18 protein-coding genes and 1 pseudogene are annotated in these 20167 nt (G+C 68.1%); 11 read left to right on the forward strand and 8 right to left on the reverse strand.

Annotated elements, in window-relative coordinates; genetic code table 11:
• The first annotated feature begins 641 nt into the window (after positions 1-641).
• The 4 genes from ACIQCH_RS13085 to ACIQCH_RS13100 all read left to right on the forward strand — a co-directional run bounded on the left by ACIQCH_RS13085 (position 642) and on the right by ACIQCH_RS13100 (position 3720).
• Complete coding sequence (locus ACIQCH_RS13085; protein WP_402580736.1) at positions 642-1172, forward strand: DciA family protein; 531 nt, start codon at positions 642-644, stop codon at positions 1170-1172.
• A gap of 89 nt (positions 1173-1261) precedes the next feature.
• Positions 1262-2605, forward strand: coding sequence for a replicative DNA helicase (gene dnaB / locus ACIQCH_RS13090; RefSeq protein ID WP_402580737.1), 1344 nt, complete (start codon positions 1262-1264; stop codon positions 2603-2605).
• A 162-nt stretch (positions 2606-2767) separates the two neighbouring features.
• A complete protein-coding gene (locus ACIQCH_RS13095) occupies positions 2768-2998 on the forward strand; it encodes a hypothetical protein (RefSeq protein WP_402580738.1) in 231 nt (76 codons plus the stop codon).
• Between the two features lie 191 nt (positions 2999-3189).
• Positions 3190-3720 (forward strand): hypothetical protein, encoded by a 531-nt coding sequence (locus tag ACIQCH_RS13100; RefSeq protein ID WP_402580739.1) that lies wholly within the window; start codon positions 3190-3192, stop codon positions 3718-3720.
• A gap of 197 nt (positions 3721-3917) precedes the next feature.
• Here ACIQCH_RS13100 and ACIQCH_RS13105 read toward each other — a convergent pair whose 3' ends face one another.
• The 4 genes from ACIQCH_RS13105 to ACIQCH_RS13120 all read right to left on the reverse strand — a co-directional run bounded on the left by ACIQCH_RS13105 (position 3918) and on the right by ACIQCH_RS13120 (position 6549).
• Positions 3918-4340, reverse strand: a complete 423-nt coding sequence (locus tag ACIQCH_RS13105) for a hypothetical protein (protein WP_402580740.1) — start codon at positions 4338-4340, stop codon at positions 3918-3920.
• Between the two features lie 195 nt (positions 4341-4535).
• Positions 4536-4913 carry a hypothetical protein gene (locus tag ACIQCH_RS13110; protein ID WP_402580741.1) on the reverse strand — a complete coding sequence of 126 codons (378 nt, stop codon included), beginning with the start codon at positions 4911-4913 and terminating at the stop codon, positions 4536-4538.
• Complete coding sequence (locus ACIQCH_RS13115; protein ID WP_402580742.1) at positions 4910-5653, reverse strand: hypothetical protein; 744 nt, start codon at positions 5651-5653, stop codon at positions 4910-4912. The genes ACIQCH_RS13110 and ACIQCH_RS13115 overlap by 4 nt, the downstream gene beginning before the upstream one ends.
• A gap of 191 nt (positions 5654-5844) precedes the next feature.
• Positions 5845-6549, reverse strand: a complete 705-nt coding sequence (locus ACIQCH_RS13120; protein WP_402580827.1) for an HNH endonuclease family protein — start codon at positions 6547-6549, stop codon at positions 5845-5847.
• A gap of 569 nt (positions 6550-7118) precedes the next feature.
• Here ACIQCH_RS13120 and ACIQCH_RS13125 point away from each other — a divergent pair.
• Both ACIQCH_RS13125 and ACIQCH_RS13130 read left to right on the forward strand, forming a co-directional pair.
• Complete coding sequence (locus ACIQCH_RS13125; protein ID WP_402580743.1) at positions 7119-7709, forward strand: RNA polymerase sigma factor; 591 nt, start codon at positions 7119-7121, stop codon at positions 7707-7709.
• Positions 7710-8584: 875 nt separating this feature from the next.
• Positions 8585-9379: an IclR family transcriptional regulator gene (locus tag ACIQCH_RS13130; protein WP_402580828.1), complete on the forward strand. Its 795-nt coding sequence runs from the start codon at positions 8585-8587 to the stop codon at positions 9377-9379.
• Between the two features lie 194 nt (positions 9380-9573).
• Here ACIQCH_RS13130 and ACIQCH_RS13135 read toward each other — a convergent pair whose 3' ends face one another.
• Complete coding sequence (locus ACIQCH_RS13135) at positions 9574-10728, reverse strand: hypothetical protein (RefSeq protein WP_402580744.1); 1155 nt, start codon at positions 10726-10728, stop codon at positions 9574-9576.
• A gap of 477 nt (positions 10729-11205) precedes the next feature.
• On the opposite strand from ACIQCH_RS13135, the gene ACIQCH_RS13140 reads away from it, so the two are divergent.
• The 4 genes from ACIQCH_RS13140 to ACIQCH_RS13155 all read left to right on the forward strand — a co-directional run bounded on the left by ACIQCH_RS13140 (position 11206) and on the right by ACIQCH_RS13155 (position 15803).
• Positions 11206-12903, forward strand: a complete 1698-nt coding sequence (locus tag ACIQCH_RS13140; protein ID WP_402580745.1) for a hypothetical protein — start codon at positions 11206-11208, stop codon at positions 12901-12903.
• 216 nt (positions 12904-13119) lie between these two features.
• Entirely contained in the window at positions 13120-13725 is a 606-nt protein-coding gene (locus tag ACIQCH_RS13145) for a hypothetical protein (protein WP_402580746.1), read from the forward strand.
• A 984-nt stretch (positions 13726-14709) separates the two neighbouring features.
• The gene (locus ACIQCH_RS13150) at positions 14710-15324 is read left to right on the forward strand and encodes a hypothetical protein (RefSeq protein WP_402580747.1); all 615 of its coding nucleotides are present in this window, start codon (positions 14710-14712) and stop codon (positions 15322-15324) included.
• Positions 15297-15803 (forward strand): hypothetical protein, encoded by a 507-nt coding sequence (locus tag ACIQCH_RS13155; RefSeq protein ID WP_402580748.1) that lies wholly within the window; start codon positions 15297-15299, stop codon positions 15801-15803. The genes ACIQCH_RS13150 and ACIQCH_RS13155 overlap by 28 nt, the downstream gene beginning before the upstream one ends.
• Before the next feature lie 235 nt (positions 15804-16038).
• Here ACIQCH_RS13155 and ACIQCH_RS13160 read toward each other — a convergent pair whose 3' ends face one another.
• Positions 16039-17751: an FG-GAP-like repeat-containing protein gene (locus tag ACIQCH_RS13160; RefSeq protein WP_402580749.1), complete on the reverse strand. Its 1713-nt coding sequence runs from the start codon at positions 17749-17751 to the stop codon at positions 16039-16041.
• A 536-nt stretch (positions 17752-18287) separates the two neighbouring features.
• Here ACIQCH_RS13160 and ACIQCH_RS13165 point away from each other — a divergent pair.
• Entirely contained in the window at positions 18288-19034 is a 747-nt protein-coding gene (locus tag ACIQCH_RS13165; protein ID WP_402580750.1) for a hypothetical protein, read from the forward strand.
• Positions 19035-19535: 501 nt separating this feature from the next.
• On the opposite strand, the gene ACIQCH_RS13170 is transcribed toward ACIQCH_RS13165, so the two are convergent.
• Both ACIQCH_RS13170 and ACIQCH_RS13175 read right to left on the reverse strand, forming a co-directional pair.
• Entirely contained in the window at positions 19536-19604 is a 69-nt protein-coding gene (locus ACIQCH_RS13170) for an excalibur calcium-binding domain-containing protein (protein ID WP_402580829.1), read from the reverse strand.
• A 140-nt stretch (positions 19605-19744) separates the two neighbouring features.
• A pseudogene (locus ACIQCH_RS13175) lies at positions 19745-20068 on the reverse strand (hypothetical protein); the annotation flags it as partial.
• Positions 20069-20167 lie beyond the last annotated feature (99 nt).

Raw genomic sequence — 20167 nt, forward strand, 5'->3', positions numbered from 1 at the left:
CCCTGGTCGCGGCCTGGGCGGCGGCGAAGAACAACGGCGCCCACCACCAAGAAGCCGACCGCCAGCCCCCGCGACCGTACCCGTGGCGCCCGCACGCCGAAGCTGATCGCGGCGGCCAACAGGAAGGTGCCGAATGCGAACGTCCGCGCCGTGCACGTCCTGGCACCCGCGCCCATGACGCCCCACCGCGGCGGCCCAGGGCTCTGTCGAGAGGCAGATCCGGGAGGCTCCACGTGAGCCCGAAACCCTGTTCGCGGACGGGCAGGCCGAGATCACCCGCCTGCGCACTCGACGTAGCCAGGGTCCACGTCTAGAAGGCCGAACTCACCCCGCTGCAGGTGCAGCCAGGCCAACAGCAAAACCTCATGGCGTGACCGCACACCAATTGCTGGTGCTCGGGCGGGAGTCCTCAGCCCACTGACTGCCTCTTCGGAGGTCAGGACGCCAGACTTGTGCCGGCGCACCGCAGCGAAGGAGGCAAGGTGGTTGAGCAAGCAGGGCACGGAGCCGGGTCTGGCACGGACGATCTGGCTCGGATCGCTCTGCGCGAGGCGATCCGCTCGGCCCGGAGGAAGCCAAACGAATCCGTCTTCCCTCGGAGAAGGCAGCGGGGCGCGGCGCGGCCCGGCGGTTCTCGCCCAGTGTTGCTTGCGGTAGCTCTGCTGGAGACGGCCGAGCACTACGGGTGGCCCGCGCCGGAAGCGGCGGATCTCATCAGGCAGTGGCCCGCGCTTGTTGGCGAAGTCGCCGCCAACCTGATCGCGGTGAGCTTCAATCCGGCCTCGGGCACCCTGCATCTGCGCGCGCAGTCCCGGGCGTGGACGACCCAGGGCCGCCTCTTGGCGCCCGGGCTCATTAAGAGGGTCAACGACGCCATCGGCGCCCAGACCGTACGCGCGATCGTCATCCTGCCGCCAGCCCCCGCGACCGTACCCGTGGCGCCCCCGCTCTCTCTGCCGTCCGTCCCTTCGGTGTTCGCGGCACAAGTCCCTCGCCAGCAGGACCGGCTGCTTGTGGCCGCTGCCCAGCGTCAAGCGGCACAGACCCCCCGTGACGCCGACCAACTTGGCACCGTGACCGAAGACCGGCAAGCCGCCCTCCGGCAGAATGCCGAGGCGGTACGCGCCCGGGCCATCGCCCGGGCCCGCGCCGAACGAGGGCACCTGTCCTGAACCCTCCGGCCGCCTGTCCACCGCTCGATACGCTGAGCGCGCCGATCACGGGTCCGATGCTGGCCCCCGTGCCGATGTGAAGGAGACAGGTGGCCGAGGACGACCAGGCGGCGCAGCCCCCACACGATCTTGTTGCGGAGCAGACGGTGCTGCGCGCGATGCTGCGCTCCCTCGAGGCCGTCGCTGACATCGTGGAGGTCCTCCAAGGGGAAGACTTCTTCCGCTCCGCGCACGAGATCATCTACACCGCCATCCTCGCCGTCTATGCCCGCGACGAGACCCCCGACCCGCTCACCGTCGGCGCCGAGCTCGCCAAGAAGGACCAGCTGGCCAAGGCCCTCGGCCCCCTCTACCTCCACACCCTCGCCGAGTCGGCCACCGGCCGACAGTCCTGGACCCAGGCCGCCGACACCGTGCAGGCCATGGCCGTCTTGCGCCGCTTGCAGGCGGCCACCGCCCACATCGACAACCTCGCCGCCGACGGCACTGCCGAGACCGTCGACCGCATCATCGATACCGCCCAGGCCGAAATCCTCGCCGCCACGACCCGCAACCGGTCCTGGCTCCCACCCGCCCACTCGCTGGCCGACGTCATGGAAGGCGCCCTCGACGAGATCGAAGCCATCGGCAGCAGCCCCGGCGACATCGCCGGAATCTCCACCGGCTTTGGCGACCTCGACACCCTCACTGGCGGCCTCTACCCCGGCCAGCTCATCGTTATCGCCGGCCGCCCGTCCATGGGCACCTCCACCCTCACACTGGATCTTCTGCGTGCGGCCAGCATCCGGCAGAACCTGCCCTCCGCCCTCTTCGCCCTCGAGTCCCGCCGCACCGACGTCACCCTGCGCCTCCTCGCCGCCGAGGCCCGCGTCGCCCTGACCCACATGCGCTCCGGCAGCATGACCGACGAAGACTGGACCCGCCTGGCCAAGCGCATGCCCGACGTCTCACAGGCCCCGCTCTTCCTCCAGGACGATCCCTACGCCAACTTCACCGAGCTGCGCGCGCACTGCCGGCGCCTGCACTACCAGCACGGCCTCAAGCTCATCGCCGTCGACGACCTGCAGCTCCTCAACTACGGCACCAGGCCCCTGGCCTCCCGCTACGAAGAGGTCTCAGAGATCGCCCGAGCCCTCAAACACCTGGCCAAGGAACTCCAGATCCCCGTCATCGCTGTCTCCACACTCAACCGCAGCCCCGAACAGCGCACCGACAAGAAGCCGCTCCTCAGCGACCTCCGGGACTCCGGCGCCCTGGAAGACAACGCCGACCTCGTCATCCTCATCCACCGCGAAGAGATGTACGAGAAGGACTCTCCCCGCGCCGGCGAAGCGGACCTCATCATCGCCAAACACCGCTACGGACCCACGGCCACCCTCACCGTCGCCTACCAGGGCCACTACGGGCGCTTCATCGGCTTCGCAAAGCTGTAGTAGCGCAGCGTGCGCTGGAGACCGCCACCACACCCCGCGTCCGAGCAGACTACGATTTCCCCAAGCCGCAGGCCGCCGATGGTGCAGCCACCATAGGGCCGGCATCCGTTTTGACGAGGCATGGCATGCATGGGTGTCCGCCGCAGGGGCAATGCACCGTTCATGACAGGTGAGCAGGATGAAGGCTGGGACCGCCGCGTCGATTACGGCTACGGGCTGGAGTACGAGCCCCTCGCCGACACCCCCGCCAGCGACCCGCTGGAACCGGAGCCCGTGGACGACCCCATAGGCGACTCCACAGAGGAGTACTACGAGGCGGCATACCGAGACGGGCACATCACGCGTGAAGAGTTCCAGGCCAAGGTGTGGCGACGCTATCCAGGGCGGTCCTGACTATCTCAGCGGCCCGGCGTGAGGCCTCCACGCCGCTTGGCCGTGCCATCAGCAGGAACGGGCTCCTTCGGCAAAGGTGGGCTCAAGTAGCTCGGCGGCCGCGAGGCTCCGGCACCGTAGCCGTCATATCTACCGATAGCCATCCCCATGGGTTCGACCTGCCAACCCGCCACGCCCCGAGAGAACCTTGCATGCACGCACCCGGATACGACACCAGCGACTTACCAAGCTGGAACGCCTCCCAGGCCGCCATCGACGCCTACGGCAAGCACCTGCCGGACATCCGGTTCATCGCCTCCCTGCTGGCCGGCTACCAGGCCGACCGAGAGATCCTGACCGGAAGTCTCGCCCGTGGACGAGACGCCGTCCTCTCCGAGGTCAACCTCCTTGCCATGGAAACCCGCGACGAGCTGCTGGAGGCCGGCGCCGTACTGGATGCCCTGGCCCTCTCCTGCACCCCGGGCCCGTACCTGCCGGGCGAGGAACCCTACGAAGACGTCCCTGAACCGGTGGACTCTGCAGTGGAGCTGCGCACGGACGCGGCCATGCTCGCCGAGCGCCTGGTCGCCTACGACCGCCTGCACACAAGCGGGAAGACCTCGCGCCCTCCCCAGCCGCGCACAGACGGGGACCGGGACGCCGAGCGGGACTCCGCCCGCGCCTATCTGCGCAGGGAGTGGATAGCCAACCGCGAACTCCAATTCGACCGCCGCCTGCCATAGCGGGCACCGACGTAATAGAAGGCAGACCGGGCCGTGCCCCGCCATCGGCGAGGGGCACGGCCGGGGCCTGTCGCCTGCTTGCCCGTAGGGTGCCTGGCCGGCGAGCTGGTCGCAGGGCGTCTGGCCTGACCAGTACGCAGGCCGTGCCTGGCCCGGCCCGGCACAGCGGGCAGGCGTCCACTTCCTGACTGCCGGTGTCAGGACGCAGAGGGTGGCAGGGCATCAATCGCCGCATGCCAATCCCTCAGGGCCGCCCCTGGCAACTCTCCGGGCGAGAACAGGCGGGCCGACTCGGGGTTGGTCGCGACGGATCGGTTGGGGAAGCGTTGCAGGTAGCCACGCGCGGCGAGCCGTGCAGCGAGATTCTCGAGCCCGGTTGGTGAGCGGTCGCGCACCCCGCCTAGCGCCATGAGAATCGCGATGTTGGTGGTGTGATCGAGCAGCTCCGGGTCTTCCTGCCCGATAGCCACTTCGTAGAGTGCGCCGAGCTCTTCAGGGTGGAGCAGAAGTGCCGAGATCACCGATCGGCGCACGCCCAGGATGAGCCCGGCCAGGTCGCTGGCACGCAGCGGTTGGTAGAGCCACCGGTCGTCAGCGGGGATGTCGTGCCGTTTCGGCATCGGGCCGTGAAGGCGGATGTACTGCTCTTGTGCCTCGTGCTTGCGGGTGCGGTGCGTGGTACGGGACGCCCCTACTCGAGACCCCGTCACGTAGGTGCACGGCTGCCCAGTGTCGCTGTGGCATGTGGGGCAGACGACAGTCATTGGCTGGCCGACTTGCACTTCACTCCAGGAGGTTGCTTTCAAAGAGCGCGCTCAGTCGGCAGCGGCCTGCCCGTCGAAGGCAGCCTCCACGGGATAGGGCCTCAGGAACGAGGCGTCCCGCGTGATGTCGAACCGGCGAAGCTCGGGTGCGTCGTGGTCAAGGACACCCGGCGCATCGTGGACGGAGCAGTGCTGGGCGAGCCAGCGGTCGGCATCGACAGCCCCAGCCTGGCCGTAGTGACCGTATGCGCTGACGTATCCGGCGGTGCCGAGTTGGAATTCGCGTACGCCGAGCACTTGCCCGTTCTCGATCGGGTTCCGGCAGCGGTCGCCCTTCGTGGTGCGAGCGACACACCGCAAGGCGTGGGCGTCGTCCTTGGGGTTAACCCACAGACGGCCACGGAGCACGACAAGCTGATTTCCGTTCACCTTGCCTCGTCCACCCGGGTGCAGAGGTACGCGGAGGGGCAGGTGCCGCATCCCTTTTCCTGTGCCAGTTCGTCGACGGCCTCAAACAGCTGGCGGGCGTATCCGACGGAATCGATGCCGTCGTGCTTCGCGAACTCTTCGGGGAGCGGCTCGGTGCCCCGGGACATGTGTGTCCTGATGAACGCCAATGCTGCGAATTCGTCGGGGGGTAGATCGCTGGGGCGAGTGGGGATGCAGGTCGATGGCACGAGTGTGTCCTCGGCAGTTCCGTGGAAGATCCACGGGTCCCCGGGGCGTCGTGGCGGCTGACTGACGACGCGGATCAGCGGAACTCCGTCAGCGACTTCCTCCAACAGGAATGCGCCGACGGAGTGCAGCCGGTGCATGCTCTCTCGAACGTCGCTGGAGTCGGCTCCCATCAGAGCAGCGATCTCCTCCATGGGGATGAGAGATGCGTGCTCGTCGTCGCCTTTGCTGATCGGGATAGCACCCTGGTCGAGAGCCATGTCGAGCTGCACCGCTTGCATGGGAATCAGCCCGCGGTAGAGAGGCTGCAAGCGGGCAAAGCGCCTCATCAGGTCGACCGACTCCTCGTTGAGGCGTGAGTCGGCAGCGGCTGCGTCGGCCGTGAAGTTGGATCCGATGTTGAGCCACTCGTCGTAGCCCGGGGGTTGCAGCTGTTGCAGTGTGTACGTCTGACTCCGCTCGCGTCGCGGCTTGCCAGGCTTCCTTCTGCCCATGGGTGATCCTCCTGATCTCGGTGGGGTGGTCGGCACTGGCCCGAGTGCATGGGCTGGGACGGCTCAAAAGGTGATCGTCTCGGGACGCGTTAAAGAGGCGACGCAGCGGCCAGCATCGATCGGGGAACCGCACGGCCGCGTAGTCACAGGGACGGATGGCGGCCTGTACCAGCGCACTTAGGTAGGCCAGGTCAGGGCGCGGTCTGGTAGACGACGGTGGTGGTGGGGCAGTCCTCGGCGAGTCCGAGGAGGGCCTGGCGCTCGGCGTCGTCGGCCGCGAGGCCCCAGCGGAGCTTGGTGGCGACCCAGGTGGCAGCGTAAGTGCAGTGGTAAGAGCCGTCGGACGGCAGCCACTCGGCGGGGTCCTTGTCGCTCTTGGAGCGGTTGGAGGCGGCGGAGACAGCGATCAGGGTGTCCGGGCTGCCCTGGTCGTTGGCGTACGCCTCGCGTCGGCCGGCGCCCCAGGCGTAGCCGCCGGAGTCGTGGACTTCCGCCAGCGGGACGAAGTGGTCGACATCCAGGCGGCCGGCATCGGTGACGACCACGTTGTCGTACGGGCTGCGCCAGGACCCGCCAGTCAGCTTGCAGCCGGTGGCGACCTGCGGAGCGATGACCGCCTCGGACAAGATCACTTCTTTGCGGGTGTCGCAGCCATCACCAACGTTCAGGCCCTTGTTCCAGTGCTTGTACAGATCCCGCGTGTAGCCGGCGCGCTGCTCGTCGGCGACGGGGATGCGGTCGATGGCCTCGAAGAGGGGGAGTGGCTCTCGATGGCCGGCTGATCCGACGGCCGTCGGGAGCGGGGCGGTCCGTGGGGGTTCAGCGGAGGTGGCGGGGGCGCCCGTGCTGAGGAGGGGGAGTGTGGCGAGGGCGAGGGCTGGCAGGCCGCGGCGCATCAGCTGCTTGATCACGACCGGGGTTGTAGCGGGTGGGTGGGGTGGTTGCCCAGCCCGAGTTCGGCTGCTTCACCCGGGTGGGTGGAGGGATTCACCGCGGAATCGATCAGCCGACCTGAGAAAGCCGTCAGTGCGCGCAGGCGGGGGCGCGTATGGGGGCGTGAGGGGGCGCACGCGCAAGCGGATGCGCCTGTTCCTGAAGTTTTGCCGAGACGTCCTGAACGTTCATGGCGCCGGTTCGCTTGGCTGGTGGTTAGGAGCCATCCCGTGGTGGCTGCCCCGGCTGCCGGAGTGGGGGAGGCAGACCTGGATCAACCCGTCGAAAGACCGCCTGGAAGGACTTCGTGCGTCGTGCACATCTTCGAACCGCTCGCTCTGGCTCTGATAGGGGCAACTGCTGTGCGGGTGTTCACCCCTGACGTGGCGCGAGGGCTCCGTCGGCTGCTGGGCGCCGGAGTGCGGGTGGGCGCCGCAGAACTCACCGCAGGCCGCAGCCCGGCAACCAGTCACCACCTGGACCGGGCACGTGACATGCCGGGTCCCAGCCTGAACGAGGTCGGAGAGCAGCCGTGGGGGAGTTCATGACCGACGCCGAGGACGACCCGTTCGGCGAGCAGGCGGTCGACGTCGAACTCGCCGGTGTCATGCCGGTGGAGTTCGTCGCGTTCCACTCGCAGAACCACCAGGCCTACCTGCAGTACGCCAAGTGGAAGCTGGGCGATCGCGACCTCGCGGCGAGCGTCGTCGAGGACGTGTTCACCTTCCTGCTGACGGTGTGGCCCGAGGTACTGCAGGAAGCCAGCCTTCAGGCCTTCGCCTGGTCTCACCTGCGCGAGCACGTCCAGCGCTATCAGGAGGCCGAGGTCGTCCCGGTTGCCCTCGTGCGGACCGCGCAGTTCGCCGCACTGAGGGCTGCCTCGCGCCGCCGGCTCAAGGCGCAGGTCTCCACGATCGGCCTGTACGACGCGATCGCCGACCTGCCCGAGCGCCACTACGACGTCGTGCTGCTGACGTTCATCTTGGAGAAGAAGCGGGCGCAGGTCGCGCAGCTGATGGGTATCTCCCCTGCCACGGTGCGCTCCCACATCCACGCCGCCCGCCGCATGCTGGCCGAAAAGATCAACTTGGACTGGACTCCCGGAGAGGAGAAGGACCTGTGAACGACACAACCGGCAACCCTGCCGGCTCGCCGAGTGAAGTGGACGAGGCTCTCCTGGCCGCCGATGCCTTCACCGACGACTACGCCGCCTACGACGAGGGCGCAGCCCGCCGACGCATCGCCCTGCGCGTGGTTGGCAACCGCAGCGGCGCAACGGCTCCGCACCTGACGGGGGGCGTCCAGGCATCAGTCCCGCACGGCGCCGCCGCCGGCGGTTCGTGGGTGCCGGCCGGCCCTGCCGACCGCCAGCTGGTCCTGGATGCGGCCTGCCACGTCAGGGCGGCCCGCAGTCTCGACCGGCTGGCCCGGGCCCTGGTCGACAGCCCGAAGTTCACCCAGAGCGCCCTCGACGCGGACGCCTGGCCCTACAGCCGGCCTTCCGCTCTGCTGTTCGCGAGCCTGCTGCACCTGTCCGGCCGGATGGAGGGCGCCCAGTTCTGGTTCCAGTACGCCGCCGGCGCAGGGTCGGCCACCGCCGCGCGCGCCCTCTACCTCCTGCACCTCTCCCGAGCCGAGGTGGCCGTCGCCCACCACTGGCAGGAGCAGACCACCGACCCCACCAACGACGACGACGAGACCGGCCTACCAGCCTTGCCGGCCGTCCCACCGGACTTGGAGGCACCACTGGGCGCCTCCGTCATCTGGTCCTCACCCCCCATCAGCACCACCGACCTCGTCCCCACCTCACCAACCGATCCCAAGGCCCTGCGCCAGTTTCCCCCACCCCTGCACCGAGCCATGGCCGCCCTCGTCCCGCGGGAGGACCTGGCCCTGGGCGAGGTCTACCGCACCACCAGCCAGCTCGCCTCCGCCCTGGCCCGTTGCGCTCGCCTCGCCCCCGCGGGGCTGACCGCCGATGCCAAGCAGGGAGCGCGCATCGCCCGCCGCGCCCCGCGACGGCCCACCTGCTCGAGCCTGGCCGCCGCCCACCAAGCCCTGCGCGTGCTCGAGGTCGTCCACCGCCACACCGGGGGCGTACGCCTGACCCAGATCGCCCGGGAGACCGGCCTGGGCCAGCTCCACCTCAACCAGGCCCTACAGCGCCTCGCGCGCGCCCAGCTCGTCGCCCCACTCAGCCCGGACGTCTACACGGCCGGCTCCGCCCTGGAGCTCGCCGCCGCCGACCGGGACCGCATGGGCGAGCTACGCGACACCCTCGCCTACCTGCGCGACGCGGTCGGCGCGGCCGTCTACGTCGCCAGCTACACCGAAGGCGAGGTCTCGATCACCCAGTACGCCGACGGCCCCCGCACCCCGGTCGTGCACGAGTGGGTGGACTTCCGCGAAGCCGCGCACGCCTCCGCCGTCGGCAAGGCCCTTCTAGCCCAACTCGGGCCCGACGAACGCCGCGACCACCTCAGCCGGTACCGCATGGAGCAGTTCACCCCCCACACCATCACCAACCCCGAGGTCCTCTTCGACGAACTCGACGACCGCTGGCCCGGACAGCCGCTCCTCGACCTGCAGGAGTACACCCTCGGCACCGTCTGCGCCGCCGTCCCCATCGGTACCGGCACCGACCCGCAGTGCGTAGCCCTCTCCCTGCCCTCACCGAACCCGGACCGGCTCCAGCAGGCGGCCCGGGTCCTACGCGACGAAGCAGTCGCCGTCGTCCTCGCACTTCTCGTCGCCGGGGACGAGCTCCGCGGGGCGACCCCCTGTCGGCGCTGACCGCGAGGGAGCCTGCCCCGCGATTCGTGGCCGCGGGGCAGGCTTACCACGGTTGTAGCCGAGCGCGTTTGTTCGATTTGATCAGGCCGCCCTGACTCACGCACGGATGGACGGTGTAGCCCTACCCCTGGCTGGCGCCCGTCGTGCGCGGCAACCAGTACGACTGCGGGAGCAGCTGGCAAGCCGACGCACAGCTACCTTCTCTGTGTGCCCCGATGGTCCTGGAGCGCGTCTGTGGGAAAGGCCCGGTCCATCCACTCCTTTGGCGCTCCCGCCCGGCGCAGGGTCTCGATCTGCCGGTCGTGGTCGCGCCCTTCAGGGCTGGCGTGAACGCGCAGGTAGATGGCTTCCGCCCCGCTGGGTTCGAGGCCGTCCAGGTAGAAGGCACAGGTGTGCCCCCATGCGTAGGGGGACTCGTGTCCGGCGCAGTGGCAGAAGGCATGGGCCAGGTTCACCGGCAGCCCCCAACGCGGATGGCACAGGCGTTGCAGGAGTTGGTCGTGGCCTTGGGTGCTGGGGTTGGCCGTGCAGGCGTCGATCTTCCAGGTGTCGCCTTCATCCCAGCATCGGACGCGGTAGAAGGCGGCGCTGGTGTGGAAGAGGGCAAGCCTGCGGAGCAGGGCGCTTCCCATGGTGGCCCGAGCGGAGCGGGCCCGTGCGAGGCAGGCATCGAGGTAGTCAGACTCCTCGTAGTCGAGCCATGGGGTCGCCCATAGCGGTCGCATGCCGTGGCCTTTGACCCAGCTCCGGTGCCGGCGTTCCACGGCCGGCCACGTCTCCGGCAGCCCAGGAGGAAGTGCGAGCGTGAGTTGAGCAGGGCCGAGGCCGTCCACCATGTGCAGGCGCAGCTTCCGCCCGCCAGCCTCGGTGCCGCCGACGCGGAGGCCGGGGATTCCGCCCAGTTCGTCTCCGCTACCGGGTGCGGGGGCCGCGGGCAGCAGGCGGTGCAGGCAATGCTCGGGGAAGGAGTGGCGCTCGCGTCCTAGATACGGGTCGAGGTGCAGGGTGAGGGAGGCGGCAGAGCAGGTCAGCGAGGCGACGCCGAACGGATGCGCAGACAGATCGGGAGACAGGCCAAGTTGCTCGAGGACCCAACTTTCGAGCAGTGCCTGCGCGTCCGCGGCGGGCGGGGCTGGGTGTCCGATCCGCCGGCTCGCGCGGAGGGAGTTGCCAGTGCAGTCAGACCAGTAGTGGTGCTTGCGGGATTCCCACGAAGAGCGGCGGCTCATAGCCTGCCTTCCCGACATGCCGTGGCCCGATCCCGGCACGCCTATGAAGACTGGCGAGCTGCTGGTGGTGTTCTTGGTGGTGCAGGCCGGTGCAATGTCACGCTCCTTGCGTTCCTGCACGCCGGATCGGGCGACGGCCGGAACGTGGCCCGCCTCGGGCCAGGTGACCCCATCATTCAGCACGGAAGCTGGACCGCGGCGAGTGACACAGTCGACTTTCACCCAGATACTCCGGCAGCAGGCTGCATTTCGGGTCGCCGCACGGCACGGGTCTGGTTTCCAAGGCGCGTGACGGCGGGAGCAACCGCCGTGGAATGGACCTGTACAGGGGATGGGGCGCCGTGCAGGCCGACCTACTGGTGGTCTGGCTCGGCCGCGCGATCAAACCTCAGCCGCAGCACGGCCGTGCCCGCGGTGGAGGTAATCGCTGCCGCGCAGCCATCCTCGCTGCGCACCGCGGCGTAAACACGACGTTCGAGGGTGGTGGGTGCGGCCAGGGGGCACGCTGGGATGGGATGAAGGGGTGGGCGGGTGCGGGGTGACAGGCGGCAGATCCAGACGGCGGTCTTGGGCGGGGCGGGCTCGGAGGAGCCGTTGATGCTGCCCATGGAGGCGATCGAGCTGGACGCGTTCCGTCGCCGGCACGAGTTCGACACGTTCTGGTGCGGTGTACTGCTCGGCGGGTGTGGTGCGCAGTTGACGACGAAGCTTTATACCGACCGTGTATGCCACTTCGCGCACCATCCGGGGGCGGACGGAGAGCCGCACATGTGCGGCCGGGCGTCGCGCGGGGTGTCGAGCGCGGATCATCTGTATGTGAAGGCGGCGGCGGCCTCCTGGCTCCGCGGCCGCGGGACGGAAGCCGAAATCGTCTTCGCCCGGCCGGCTGGTATCCCCATCGGGTCGGTGGTGGACATCGCCGTGGCGCAGGGCCGACTGCGGGTGCACCTGGACCAGGCCGTGGCGCCGGTGTGGGACGAGGCCGGTGTGGAGCCGGTGCTGGGGGTGTCGGTGCCGGTCGATGCGGACACACTGGTCCGGCGCAGGTATGTCCACCGGATCCGCCTGCACAGCGAGGGCACCCACCGGCAGGTCCGGATCGGCACCGAGGCCTTCGCCCGGGGCACAGAGTGGTTCAAGCTGGACGAGTGCCAGATGACCGAACGCGGCCTGTCGACGCCGGCGGTGGAGCGGATCGTCCACGCTCGGGCCGCCCGGCCTGTCGCCGCCTGGCCCACTGGCCGGACCCGGAAAACCCCAAGCGCCCAGGCGCGCGCGGAGCTTCTACTGAGGCAGCTGGCCGACGCCCGACGGCTGGAGTCACCCGTCGTGGTCACCCGGCTGTGCGGCGACATCAACGCCCTGACCGGCGTCGATGAGACGACGAGGGCGCAGCTGGTCGCTGCCCTCGCAGCCGCCGCCCACTGGCTCGAAGACCAGAACCGGTTACGCGCAGAGCTGTTTACCCGGCTCCAGCAGGCCGTGGCCGCGCGGGACCTCGGCCAGGTCTACGAGCTGCAGGTGCGCGCCGCCGCGACAGCCAGCCACGACCGAACCGTCGAGGAGAGCGAGATCGCGGACGCGGCCGGTGCGCTGCTGGCCGCGCACGCCGCTGAGCGTCAGCAGGAATACGAGGCAGAGCAGCGGGCGGCCGAGGAAGCACGGCGAGCGGCGGAGCGGGTGCGGTCCCTGCTGTGGACGTTGCGGCGTTGGGGAGTCGGGCGGCGCCGAGCGCCCCGGGAATTCCGGCGTGCCACGATCGAGAAGCTGCTGCGGGCCGCGGACACGGCGGATGCAGTCCTGGGCGGCCGTGAACGCGCGGAGGTCCAGCGCTGGCGGGAGATGGCGAGTCCCAACAAGCCGGCAGGCGGCATGGCGCCGCAACCGTCGGTCGGGCAGGCGCCCACCGGCGAGGAACAGCCGCGGATGCCGTTGTACAAGCAGGTGTCTCGGCGGGAGTGGATCAAGCGGGGCTGCCCGCGCTGCCATGTCGAGAGCGGCCAGGGCTGCGTCATCGTCGACGGGTCCGAAGCCGGCCGCGCACGGATCGTTCCGCACGACGAGCGGCTGCGACCGATCCTGGAGGAGCGCGAGGAGCGGCAACCGGGACGCCCGTGGGGTGTGTACGAGGTCGCCTGCCCAGCCTGCGGTCAGGGTGTCGGTACCCGCTGCAAGACGTCCAGAGGAGCACACCGCGCACGGCACGAGCGGGCCGCAGAGTTCACCCGCGCACGAGAACCGCGATCCAAGGAGAGCGACACGGGGGCGGGGCCGTCCAGCACGACCGTCTACTAGTGCTGTGACCGTGAACCTTTGCCGGGTTGGGGATCAGGCCGCTTGCGGAGTGGTCGTTGCCGAGGATGACCATCTCAACGCACCATGATCGAATTGCCGGTAGCGTTCGTACACACGAGATGCCTGTGGGACTGAGGTCGACGAGCACGACGCAGCAAGGACTCACGCGCAGAAGCCGATGCCCCGATGGCAACGAGGACAGGGGTTGCTTCATCCATGAAGAAGGCATTAGTGGTCGTGATGCTGTCGGTATCCATTGCGGTGGCGGGGTGTGCAGAGGGCGGTGGCGGCCTCGACTCCCGGCCACCGGGGGCGGTAGACCAGGTCCCGGGGGAGGGCGGTGCTACAGACCCGGCGCTGCGGCAGATCGGCCAGACCATCACGCTCAAGGACGATGAAGGTCGCCCCATGCAGGTCACACTCACCGGCATCGCCTACCGGAACGCCTTCGCCAAGGACAAGACGCTTCCCCTGAACGGGAAGTACGCGCTGGCGGTCGCCTTCACCATGAAGTCCGCGACGGGGGGAAACCTCGGTCGGCAAATGGACAACCACATCAAGTGGGCGCGGGGTCCGGAGATGACCGAAGCCTGGGACTACACAGATGCGCCTTGGCACGGCTGCACCGATGCCTTCACGCCCTACGCGACAGTCAAGGCGAACGAAGAGTACAAGGCCATCGCCGACCTCAACGTGCCCGTGAAGGGTGGAAAGCTGTTGATCGAGGATCACTACGGCAACATTGCCCGCTGGGCGCTGCCAGAGGAAGATGCTGGTACCGGCACAGAGCCTGCGACGAAGTTCACCACCCAGAACTGCTAGTGCTGTGACCGGAAAGGTTCACCGGGTCCGATCGTGTGATGGCAGGATCGGCTTGTGGATCTTTCCGAGGGCCTGGCTGAATGGACTGATTGGGACGTTGCCGCCTTCGTGGTGGGCCGCTCGTTGGGGATCTTTGAGAGGGCGGTTCGTGAGGTTTTGGGCGGCTCTGTCGTCGCCTGATGGTGTGGGTGCGGGGGCAGAATCCGCCGGTCCTCAGCCGCTCGTCTGCTGGTGTGGTGATGTGAGTAAACGCAAGCTGTACCCGAGCGACCTATCGGACGAGCAGTGCGCCGGGAGACTTGGGCCGGCAGATACATCAACACGACCAAGGTGGTTCGCCGTGACCGGCCCCGAGGGTCACCGGCCCGTACGGCTGACTGATCCGGCGCTGGCTGGTCCAGCGGCCATCCCACTCGGACCGGCGCTGCGATGACGGGATCCGGCTGGACACCAGGACCGGGTGCGAGACTGCCAGAACGTGATTCACATCCGCCGCGCCCCGGGCCGGATCGGCGAAGACATCGACCGGGAGCTGCCCGGGCTGTCCGACGATGAGCGGCGGCGCGTCCTCGAGGAGCGGCTGCCGAGCAGGCCACATCGAGGCGGAGGAGCTTCGTGTGGCGACGGGAGTAGACATTCCCCGACAGCCTGTGGGAGATCGCGTGCCCAGACTGCACCAGAGATGCACCCTCTGTTGCACTAGCACACCTTTTGCCAGGCTTACTGCAAATGCTCCCGCTAAGTAGCGCAACCAGTGATCGGCGAAGTTCTACCCTGACTGCCCTGCATTACGCAGCGCAACCCTCAAATTACCCTCAGAGGCCAACCTGAAGCGTTGACCGTGCTCGGTCAAGATCCTAGATTCAGCGGCGACCCACGCGATCAACGGGCGTGACCAGGCCCGTTGGCGACACGTGTTCCTGAGGGGGGAATTTGTTTACCACGCGAGGCAAGCTGGCGGCGATCCCTGCTGCGTTCCTTGTCATGGCTACGCTGAGCACGTCGGCAGTAGCCGCAACGCCCGAGCCGGAGCCGCCGACCACCGACACCGGGGTCGAGATCAACTACGACCCCAACGAGGTGTACGACCCGCAGGTCGCGGAAGCCGGCAGCCAGCTGCCCGAGGTCACCGGAGCCGATGCCGACAAGCCTGCTCCCACCCGCTGCGACAACCCGTACTACAAGTGGTACGAAGTGTCATCGGTCGCACCCGAGCTCCACATGCGGTGGCCCGGCACGTCGTTCAAGGATGGCCCGGGCGGAACCATGCTCGTCAGCGTCCATACTGCAGGCAAGCTCAAGGTCGAAGGCACCCTCGGCTTTGAGACCGAGGTGAGCGGGGTCGTGGCCGCCGCCAAGGCCAAGGTCGACGCGACGCTGGGCGTTGAGGCGTCGATCACCGTTGGCCACCAGTACAACCGTGCCATCCCTGAGGGCATGTACGGCCACGTCCAGTACGGCTCATGGGGACGCAAGATCACGTGGAAGAAGTGGGAGTCCACTCCGGACCGCTGCGGCAAGCGGGTCACCCGGACCGGCGTCTTCAACGTTCCCGACTGGGACGAGCTCGGATGGAAGTTTTGGAAGACCTACTCGTGAAGCGAGTCTCGGCCGCCCTGCTGCTCACCACGGTCGCCATAAGCGGAATCGCGGGCTGCTCAGGACCCGATGCCAGCCCCGAGCCCACCGTCAGCAAGTCGGCACCCCATCCGGCTACGCCGAAGCCGACAGCTACCGCCGTCGACAAGGCACTGTCAGACCGCGCCCACGCCGCAGTGAGCACACTGGACACCAACGACCCGGCGTTCGTCGAGTCGGGTGACGACACGGTTGCACAAGGGGTCCACAACCAGTCGCCTCTCCCTGCGGGCAAGACCTACCAAGTGTTGATCGCCTGTGCTGGAACCGGATCTGTCGAGGTCGTGGTTGCCGATTTCAAGCCACACGTTCAGGCCTGCGATGCCAACCCGTCCTCCTACCGTGTAACCAGCAAGTCGAAGGTGCTGGACTTCAGTATCAAGGGAAGGCCTGGCGCCAGCGGCGCCATCGCCTGGCAGATCAGCAACATTAAGACATAGTCACGGGCGGCATCTTTCACAAGATGCCGCCCGTACTGCGTTGGAGCCCGGTCGACGCCGCATCAGAGTCGCGGGCCGACGCCCCCCACGGAACCGGTGAGGACGCGAGAGGCTGCAAGGCGACGGCCTACGGTTGCGCGCTCGCCGCGCACCAGGCGGCCGCAGCGCACCAAGGTCGGAGCGTCACGCGAAGATGGTGGGCGCGGCAAGAACACTCGGACGATGGCTGAACCGGTCATGCCGGCGGAACGAGCATGCGTTCCGTTCCGAGGGTGGTCATGCGGGTGTCGCGGTACATGGTCGTCTCGCCGTCGGACCAGCGGATGACGAGGTCGTTGGCGAGGCCGTCGCCGGTGTACTCGCCGGTGGTCATGATCACGCTGTGGGTCCAGGTCTTATTGGGGCCCTGGACCTGCTTCTGGCTGCCCAGGCCACCGGTGGTCGTGCCCACGTAGTTGTCGAGTTCGCCGCTCGTCCAGCGGACCATCAGGTCCCACTTCTGGCTGCCGGAGAACTGTCCGGACGTCAGGAGCGTGGCGTCCTTCCAGGTGCTGTTGGGTTCTTTGAGCTTGTGCTCCTGGCCGAGGGTGCCGGCGCTGACGTTGGTGTAGAGGGTGAGTTCCCCGTCCGACCAGCGCACCATCAGGTCGGTCACGTAGGTCTGCGCGTTGAAGCGGCCGGCCGCGATCTGTGTGGCGTGGCTCCAGATGGAGCCGGCCGGGGCCATCTGGGTGCCGCTGCCGCCCAGCCCGTTGGTGCCGACATCGCCGTGCAGGCTGAGCCGTCCGCTGTCCCAGCGCACCAGGAGGTCAAACTGGTTGGACCCGGTGAAGTCCCCCGCTGTGATCCCTGCGGCCGTCTTCCAGGTGGCGTTCGGCGCGAGCAGCTGGCGCTCCTTGCCGAAGCCTCCGTTGCCGTCGCCGGGGTAGAGGGTGACCTCGCCGTCGGTCCACAGGACCAGCAGGTCGCTGTGGCCGGTCGCCCGGAAGTCGCCGGACGCGATCTGCTTGGCATGTTTCCAGGTAGTACCGCCGCCGGGGAGAATCGGTCCGTCGCCGGGGCCCTGGTAGGGCTTGGTCCGGTGGACGTTCTTCTCGCCGATGTCGTTAGCGGCGTCGTTGTACAGCTCGAGGGCGTCCTGGCCGTATACCGGGGCGTACGAGATCCAGTGGACATCGCCACCGCCGCCGACGCCGCCGACGTTGCCGATCACCTCGCCGGTGCGGGCGCGGGGGTTGTAGTTCCGGATCCAGGGACCACCGGAGACACCGCCGTAGTAGCCGCCGCACTCCATCCTCATCTGGCGAAAGCCGTAGAGGCGCTTGGTACGGACGTCGCACTGGATGGCCCGGTGAGAGTTGTTGTCCTCGTCTCTCGCCGGGTAGCCAACCACCGTCACGTTGTGCTCGTAGGTGCTGGTCGGCGTCAGGGTGAGGGCGCTGGTGACCTCCTCCACATTGCCCCTGGGGCCCTTGCCGACCAGAACGAACGCGAAGTCGAGGTCGGAGACCGCCTCCCGGCTGTTCTTCTTGTAGCGGTCGTCGATGTACACGTCGGTCAGGGGGTAGACCCCCCAGGGCTGGTCGGCGGACGACTGACCGTAGCGGTACTGCGGCACGAAGATGCGGTGGACCGCACTGCGCAGCGCGATGCCGCAGTGCCCGGCGGTCAGCACCATGTTCTTGCCCTTGCTGCGCACCACACTGCCGCTGCAATACGTGGCGTCACCACTGACGGGCGTCCCCTGGAAGAAGAACGTGCCCACCATGGGCAGACCTTCGAAGTGGGTAGCGGTCGGCGTGCCGGCAGGAGGTCCCTCCTCGGGCCCCTCGCTACCGGCTTCTTCGAGCTGCTCGCTGCTGCTCCTGCGCAGGCTGCCGGCGGTCTGTCCGCGGTCGGCATCCAGGGGCTCGGCCTGGGCCATGCGCTCGGCGGTCCAGAATTCCACTTCCTCGTCCGGCGAGGGTTCGGCCGGGGTCTGGGATGGCGTTGCTGCGGATTCCGATGTAACCGGCGTCGAGGCTTGAGGGGGTGAGGCACTGGGCTGAATGGTTGCCGAAGCGGAAGGGGACGCGGAGGGCGATATGGAAGGGGAGGGGGATTCGATAGGGGTTGCTGTGGGGCTTCCGGATGCAGACGCGGAGGGCGCTGACAGGAGGGCCGCTGCGAGTGCCAGGACACACGTGGCCAGCCGTTTGGAGTGCAAGTAGTTTTCCTTGAAACGAGTGACTCAAAATGCTGCTGTGATGGCCGAGAATGCGGGTCGCGACTGGATTCGCTTCTCGGCGAGGTGGCAGGGTATGCACGTTCGCGAATGATCGTCAACGAGGAGGCAGGGTGCGACAGTTGGTCAGGTGGAGGAATGGACCGGTCTCGGCGGCCGCAGCGGCGCTGCTGATATCGGCACTGGTCGGGGGTAGTGCCACCGCGGCCACGAATTCGGACGCACCAATTCCGATTTCTGCGGGCGCGAAGGAAATTTCCGTGAAGCCGGGAGACCAGATCTCCGTAGATGCTCAAGCGGGGGTCGACTCCGGCGTACGGAACGGCACCCGGCTGACATCCACCGCCTTCGTGCACCCTGGAACCCTGCGGATCCGCGATGACCGGCTCAAGGCGGTAGCCACGATCGCCTGCTCCACTCCGGCCGGGCTCTACGAGGTGCGGCTTGCCCACCCTGCCGACGAAGCGGACAGTGGTGACACGGGCCGATCCTGGGCGTGGATGCGCGTGGAGCCGGATGCGGGGCAGACCCGGCAGCAGTGCGAACGCCGAACCGCTGCCCGCCCGCCGGAATCGCAGGAAGAGCGCTGGGGTTCGGACACTCCCTGGCCCCAAACCCCGTGGGACGTGCGTACGGTGCGCGCCGGCAAGTCGCTGACCGCCTACGACAACTCGCACATGATGGTGTACGGGGAGGTGACGCTGTCGTCGCCGGCATTCGTGGAGCCGGTCGTGATGCGCGGCAGCAAGAACTTGTCGGCTGTCGTGCGGATCCGTTGCGCTGCGCCCCCGGGCCTCTACGCCGTCACCGCCGCCGGCACCGGTATACCCAATACCCCGTGGGCTCGCCTGCGCGTCGAACCGGCTGGGCCGAACTGCCACGACCCGGCCCCCATCCATGCGACGGAGTCTGGTGGCCACGCAGGTTTCTGGCTCGGTACAGCTGCCTTCCTCGCGTTCGCCGCCGTTGCGCTCCTGGTTGCCTACCGGCTGCGGCCAGCTGCGTGAGGTCGCCAGAGGCAGAACGTGCAGCGCAACGAGACGCTTCAGCGAGAGTTCCCGGCATACGAGACTGAGTTCACTTTGCGCCAGCTGGCCTAATGCAACACCGCGCGACACTGCACTTACGCGGACCGTGCTCCTCCCGGTGACTCGAGACACGGCCAATACCTTTCCGCCTGGGCTTCGGGCGCCCGTCGGCTGGTCCATGAAGAACCCGACCGTGAACTTGCGCCGCCGCTGGGCGCTTCCACTCCTTCGTACGGTCCGCCGGGCGATGCATGGGCCGGCAGCCTCGTACCGCGCTGCGGTGCCCACGTGAAACCGTCGACCGGCTCCCGCAGGCCTCCGTCGACAGGGGCTCGACCTGCCTCGTCGAGGTCCCGGAGACCGGCGGGGCACCTACGCCTACGCTTGAGGGGGCCAGGCAACAGGTGTAGGCGCTGTCCTTGAAAGCGGCGGGACTTCGATGTCTGCCGCTCCACAGGCGGTGTGGTGTTGACCGAGCGGCTACTCGCAGGCCATGCCGTCCATGTCTGCGTCCAAGTGGCTGTCGTACCCGTCCTGGCCGCGCTGCAACGGGGCACGCCTGCTGCTCGAACGGCGTCGCAGTTCTCATACTTGTAGGCCAGTTGGTACTGGGCGCCCGGACTGAGCCCGACTTCGACGGTATACCTGATCTTCTGTACCTCAGGCTTGCCTCGGAGCTTGATCGTGTAATCGAACATGTCTGCTCCGCCGAACTGCGGGTCTGGCGTGTAGACGGCCCGGCCGCGGCCCTTCAGCAACCGCACCGTTCCATGCTGGGGCTGTCGGATGATCCTTATTTCAACATCGGCAGAGGTCAGGCCTGTGTCGTCGTCGAGCTCGTCGATGCGGATGCTACGCGCGTCTTCGGCACTCTCGTAACAGCAGACGCAGTTCCGCCTCCCTGTGCATATCGGTCCAGAGTGTCGACCTCTTACCCGAGAAGCCGCCGAAGTGGTGCTCCAGCTGAAGAACTGCGAGAGCGGCCGCTCGGAACCGCGGCGCCCCGCCGCCATGCGTACCAGCAGGTCCTGGGCGACAGAAGGGTCCTCCCCAAAGTTTGGGGAGGACCCTTCACAGCCGGCGAGTGCCGCGCTTCGGCTTGCCCTGCTATG

Source organism: Streptomyces sp. NPDC093225 (assembly GCF_044753805.1).
Classification (GTDB): domain Bacteria; phylum Actinomycetota; class Actinomycetes; order Streptomycetales; family Streptomycetaceae; genus Streptomyces.

Bases quoted from the DNA above. Each gene is read 5' to 3' on its own strand.
- ACIQCH_RS13140 (WP_402580745.1), top strand. From the start codon at position 11,206: ATGCTGCCCATGGAGGCGATCGAGCTGGACGCGTTCCGTCGCCGGCAC.
- ACIQCH_RS13120 (WP_402580827.1), bottom strand. From the start codon at position 6,549: ATGCGCCGCGGCCTGCCAGCCCTCGCCCTCGCCACACTCCCCCTCCTC.
- ACIQCH_RS13115 (WP_402580742.1), bottom strand. From the start codon at position 5,653: ATGGGCAGAAGGAAGCCTGGCAAGCCGCGACGCGAGCGGAGTCAGACG.
- ACIQCH_RS13155 (WP_402580748.1), top strand. From the start codon at position 15,297: ATGGAAGTTTTGGAAGACCTACTCGTGAAGCGAGTCTCGGCCGCCCTG.
- ACIQCH_RS13105 (WP_402580740.1), bottom strand. From the start codon at position 4,340: ATGCCGAAACGGCACGACATCCCCGCTGACGACCGGTGGCTCTACCAA.
- ACIQCH_RS13095 (WP_402580738.1), top strand. From the start codon at position 2,768: ATGACAGGTGAGCAGGATGAAGGCTGGGACCGCCGCGTCGATTACGGC.
- ACIQCH_RS13100 (WP_402580739.1), top strand. From the start codon at position 3,190: ATGCACGCACCCGGATACGACACCAGCGACTTACCAAGCTGGAACGCC.
- ACIQCH_RS13150 (WP_402580747.1), top strand. From the start codon at position 14,710: ATGGCTACGCTGAGCACGTCGGCAGTAGCCGCAACGCCCGAGCCGGAG.
- ACIQCH_RS13145 (WP_402580746.1), top strand. From the start codon at position 13,120: ATGAAGAAGGCATTAGTGGTCGTGATGCTGTCGGTATCCATTGCGGTG.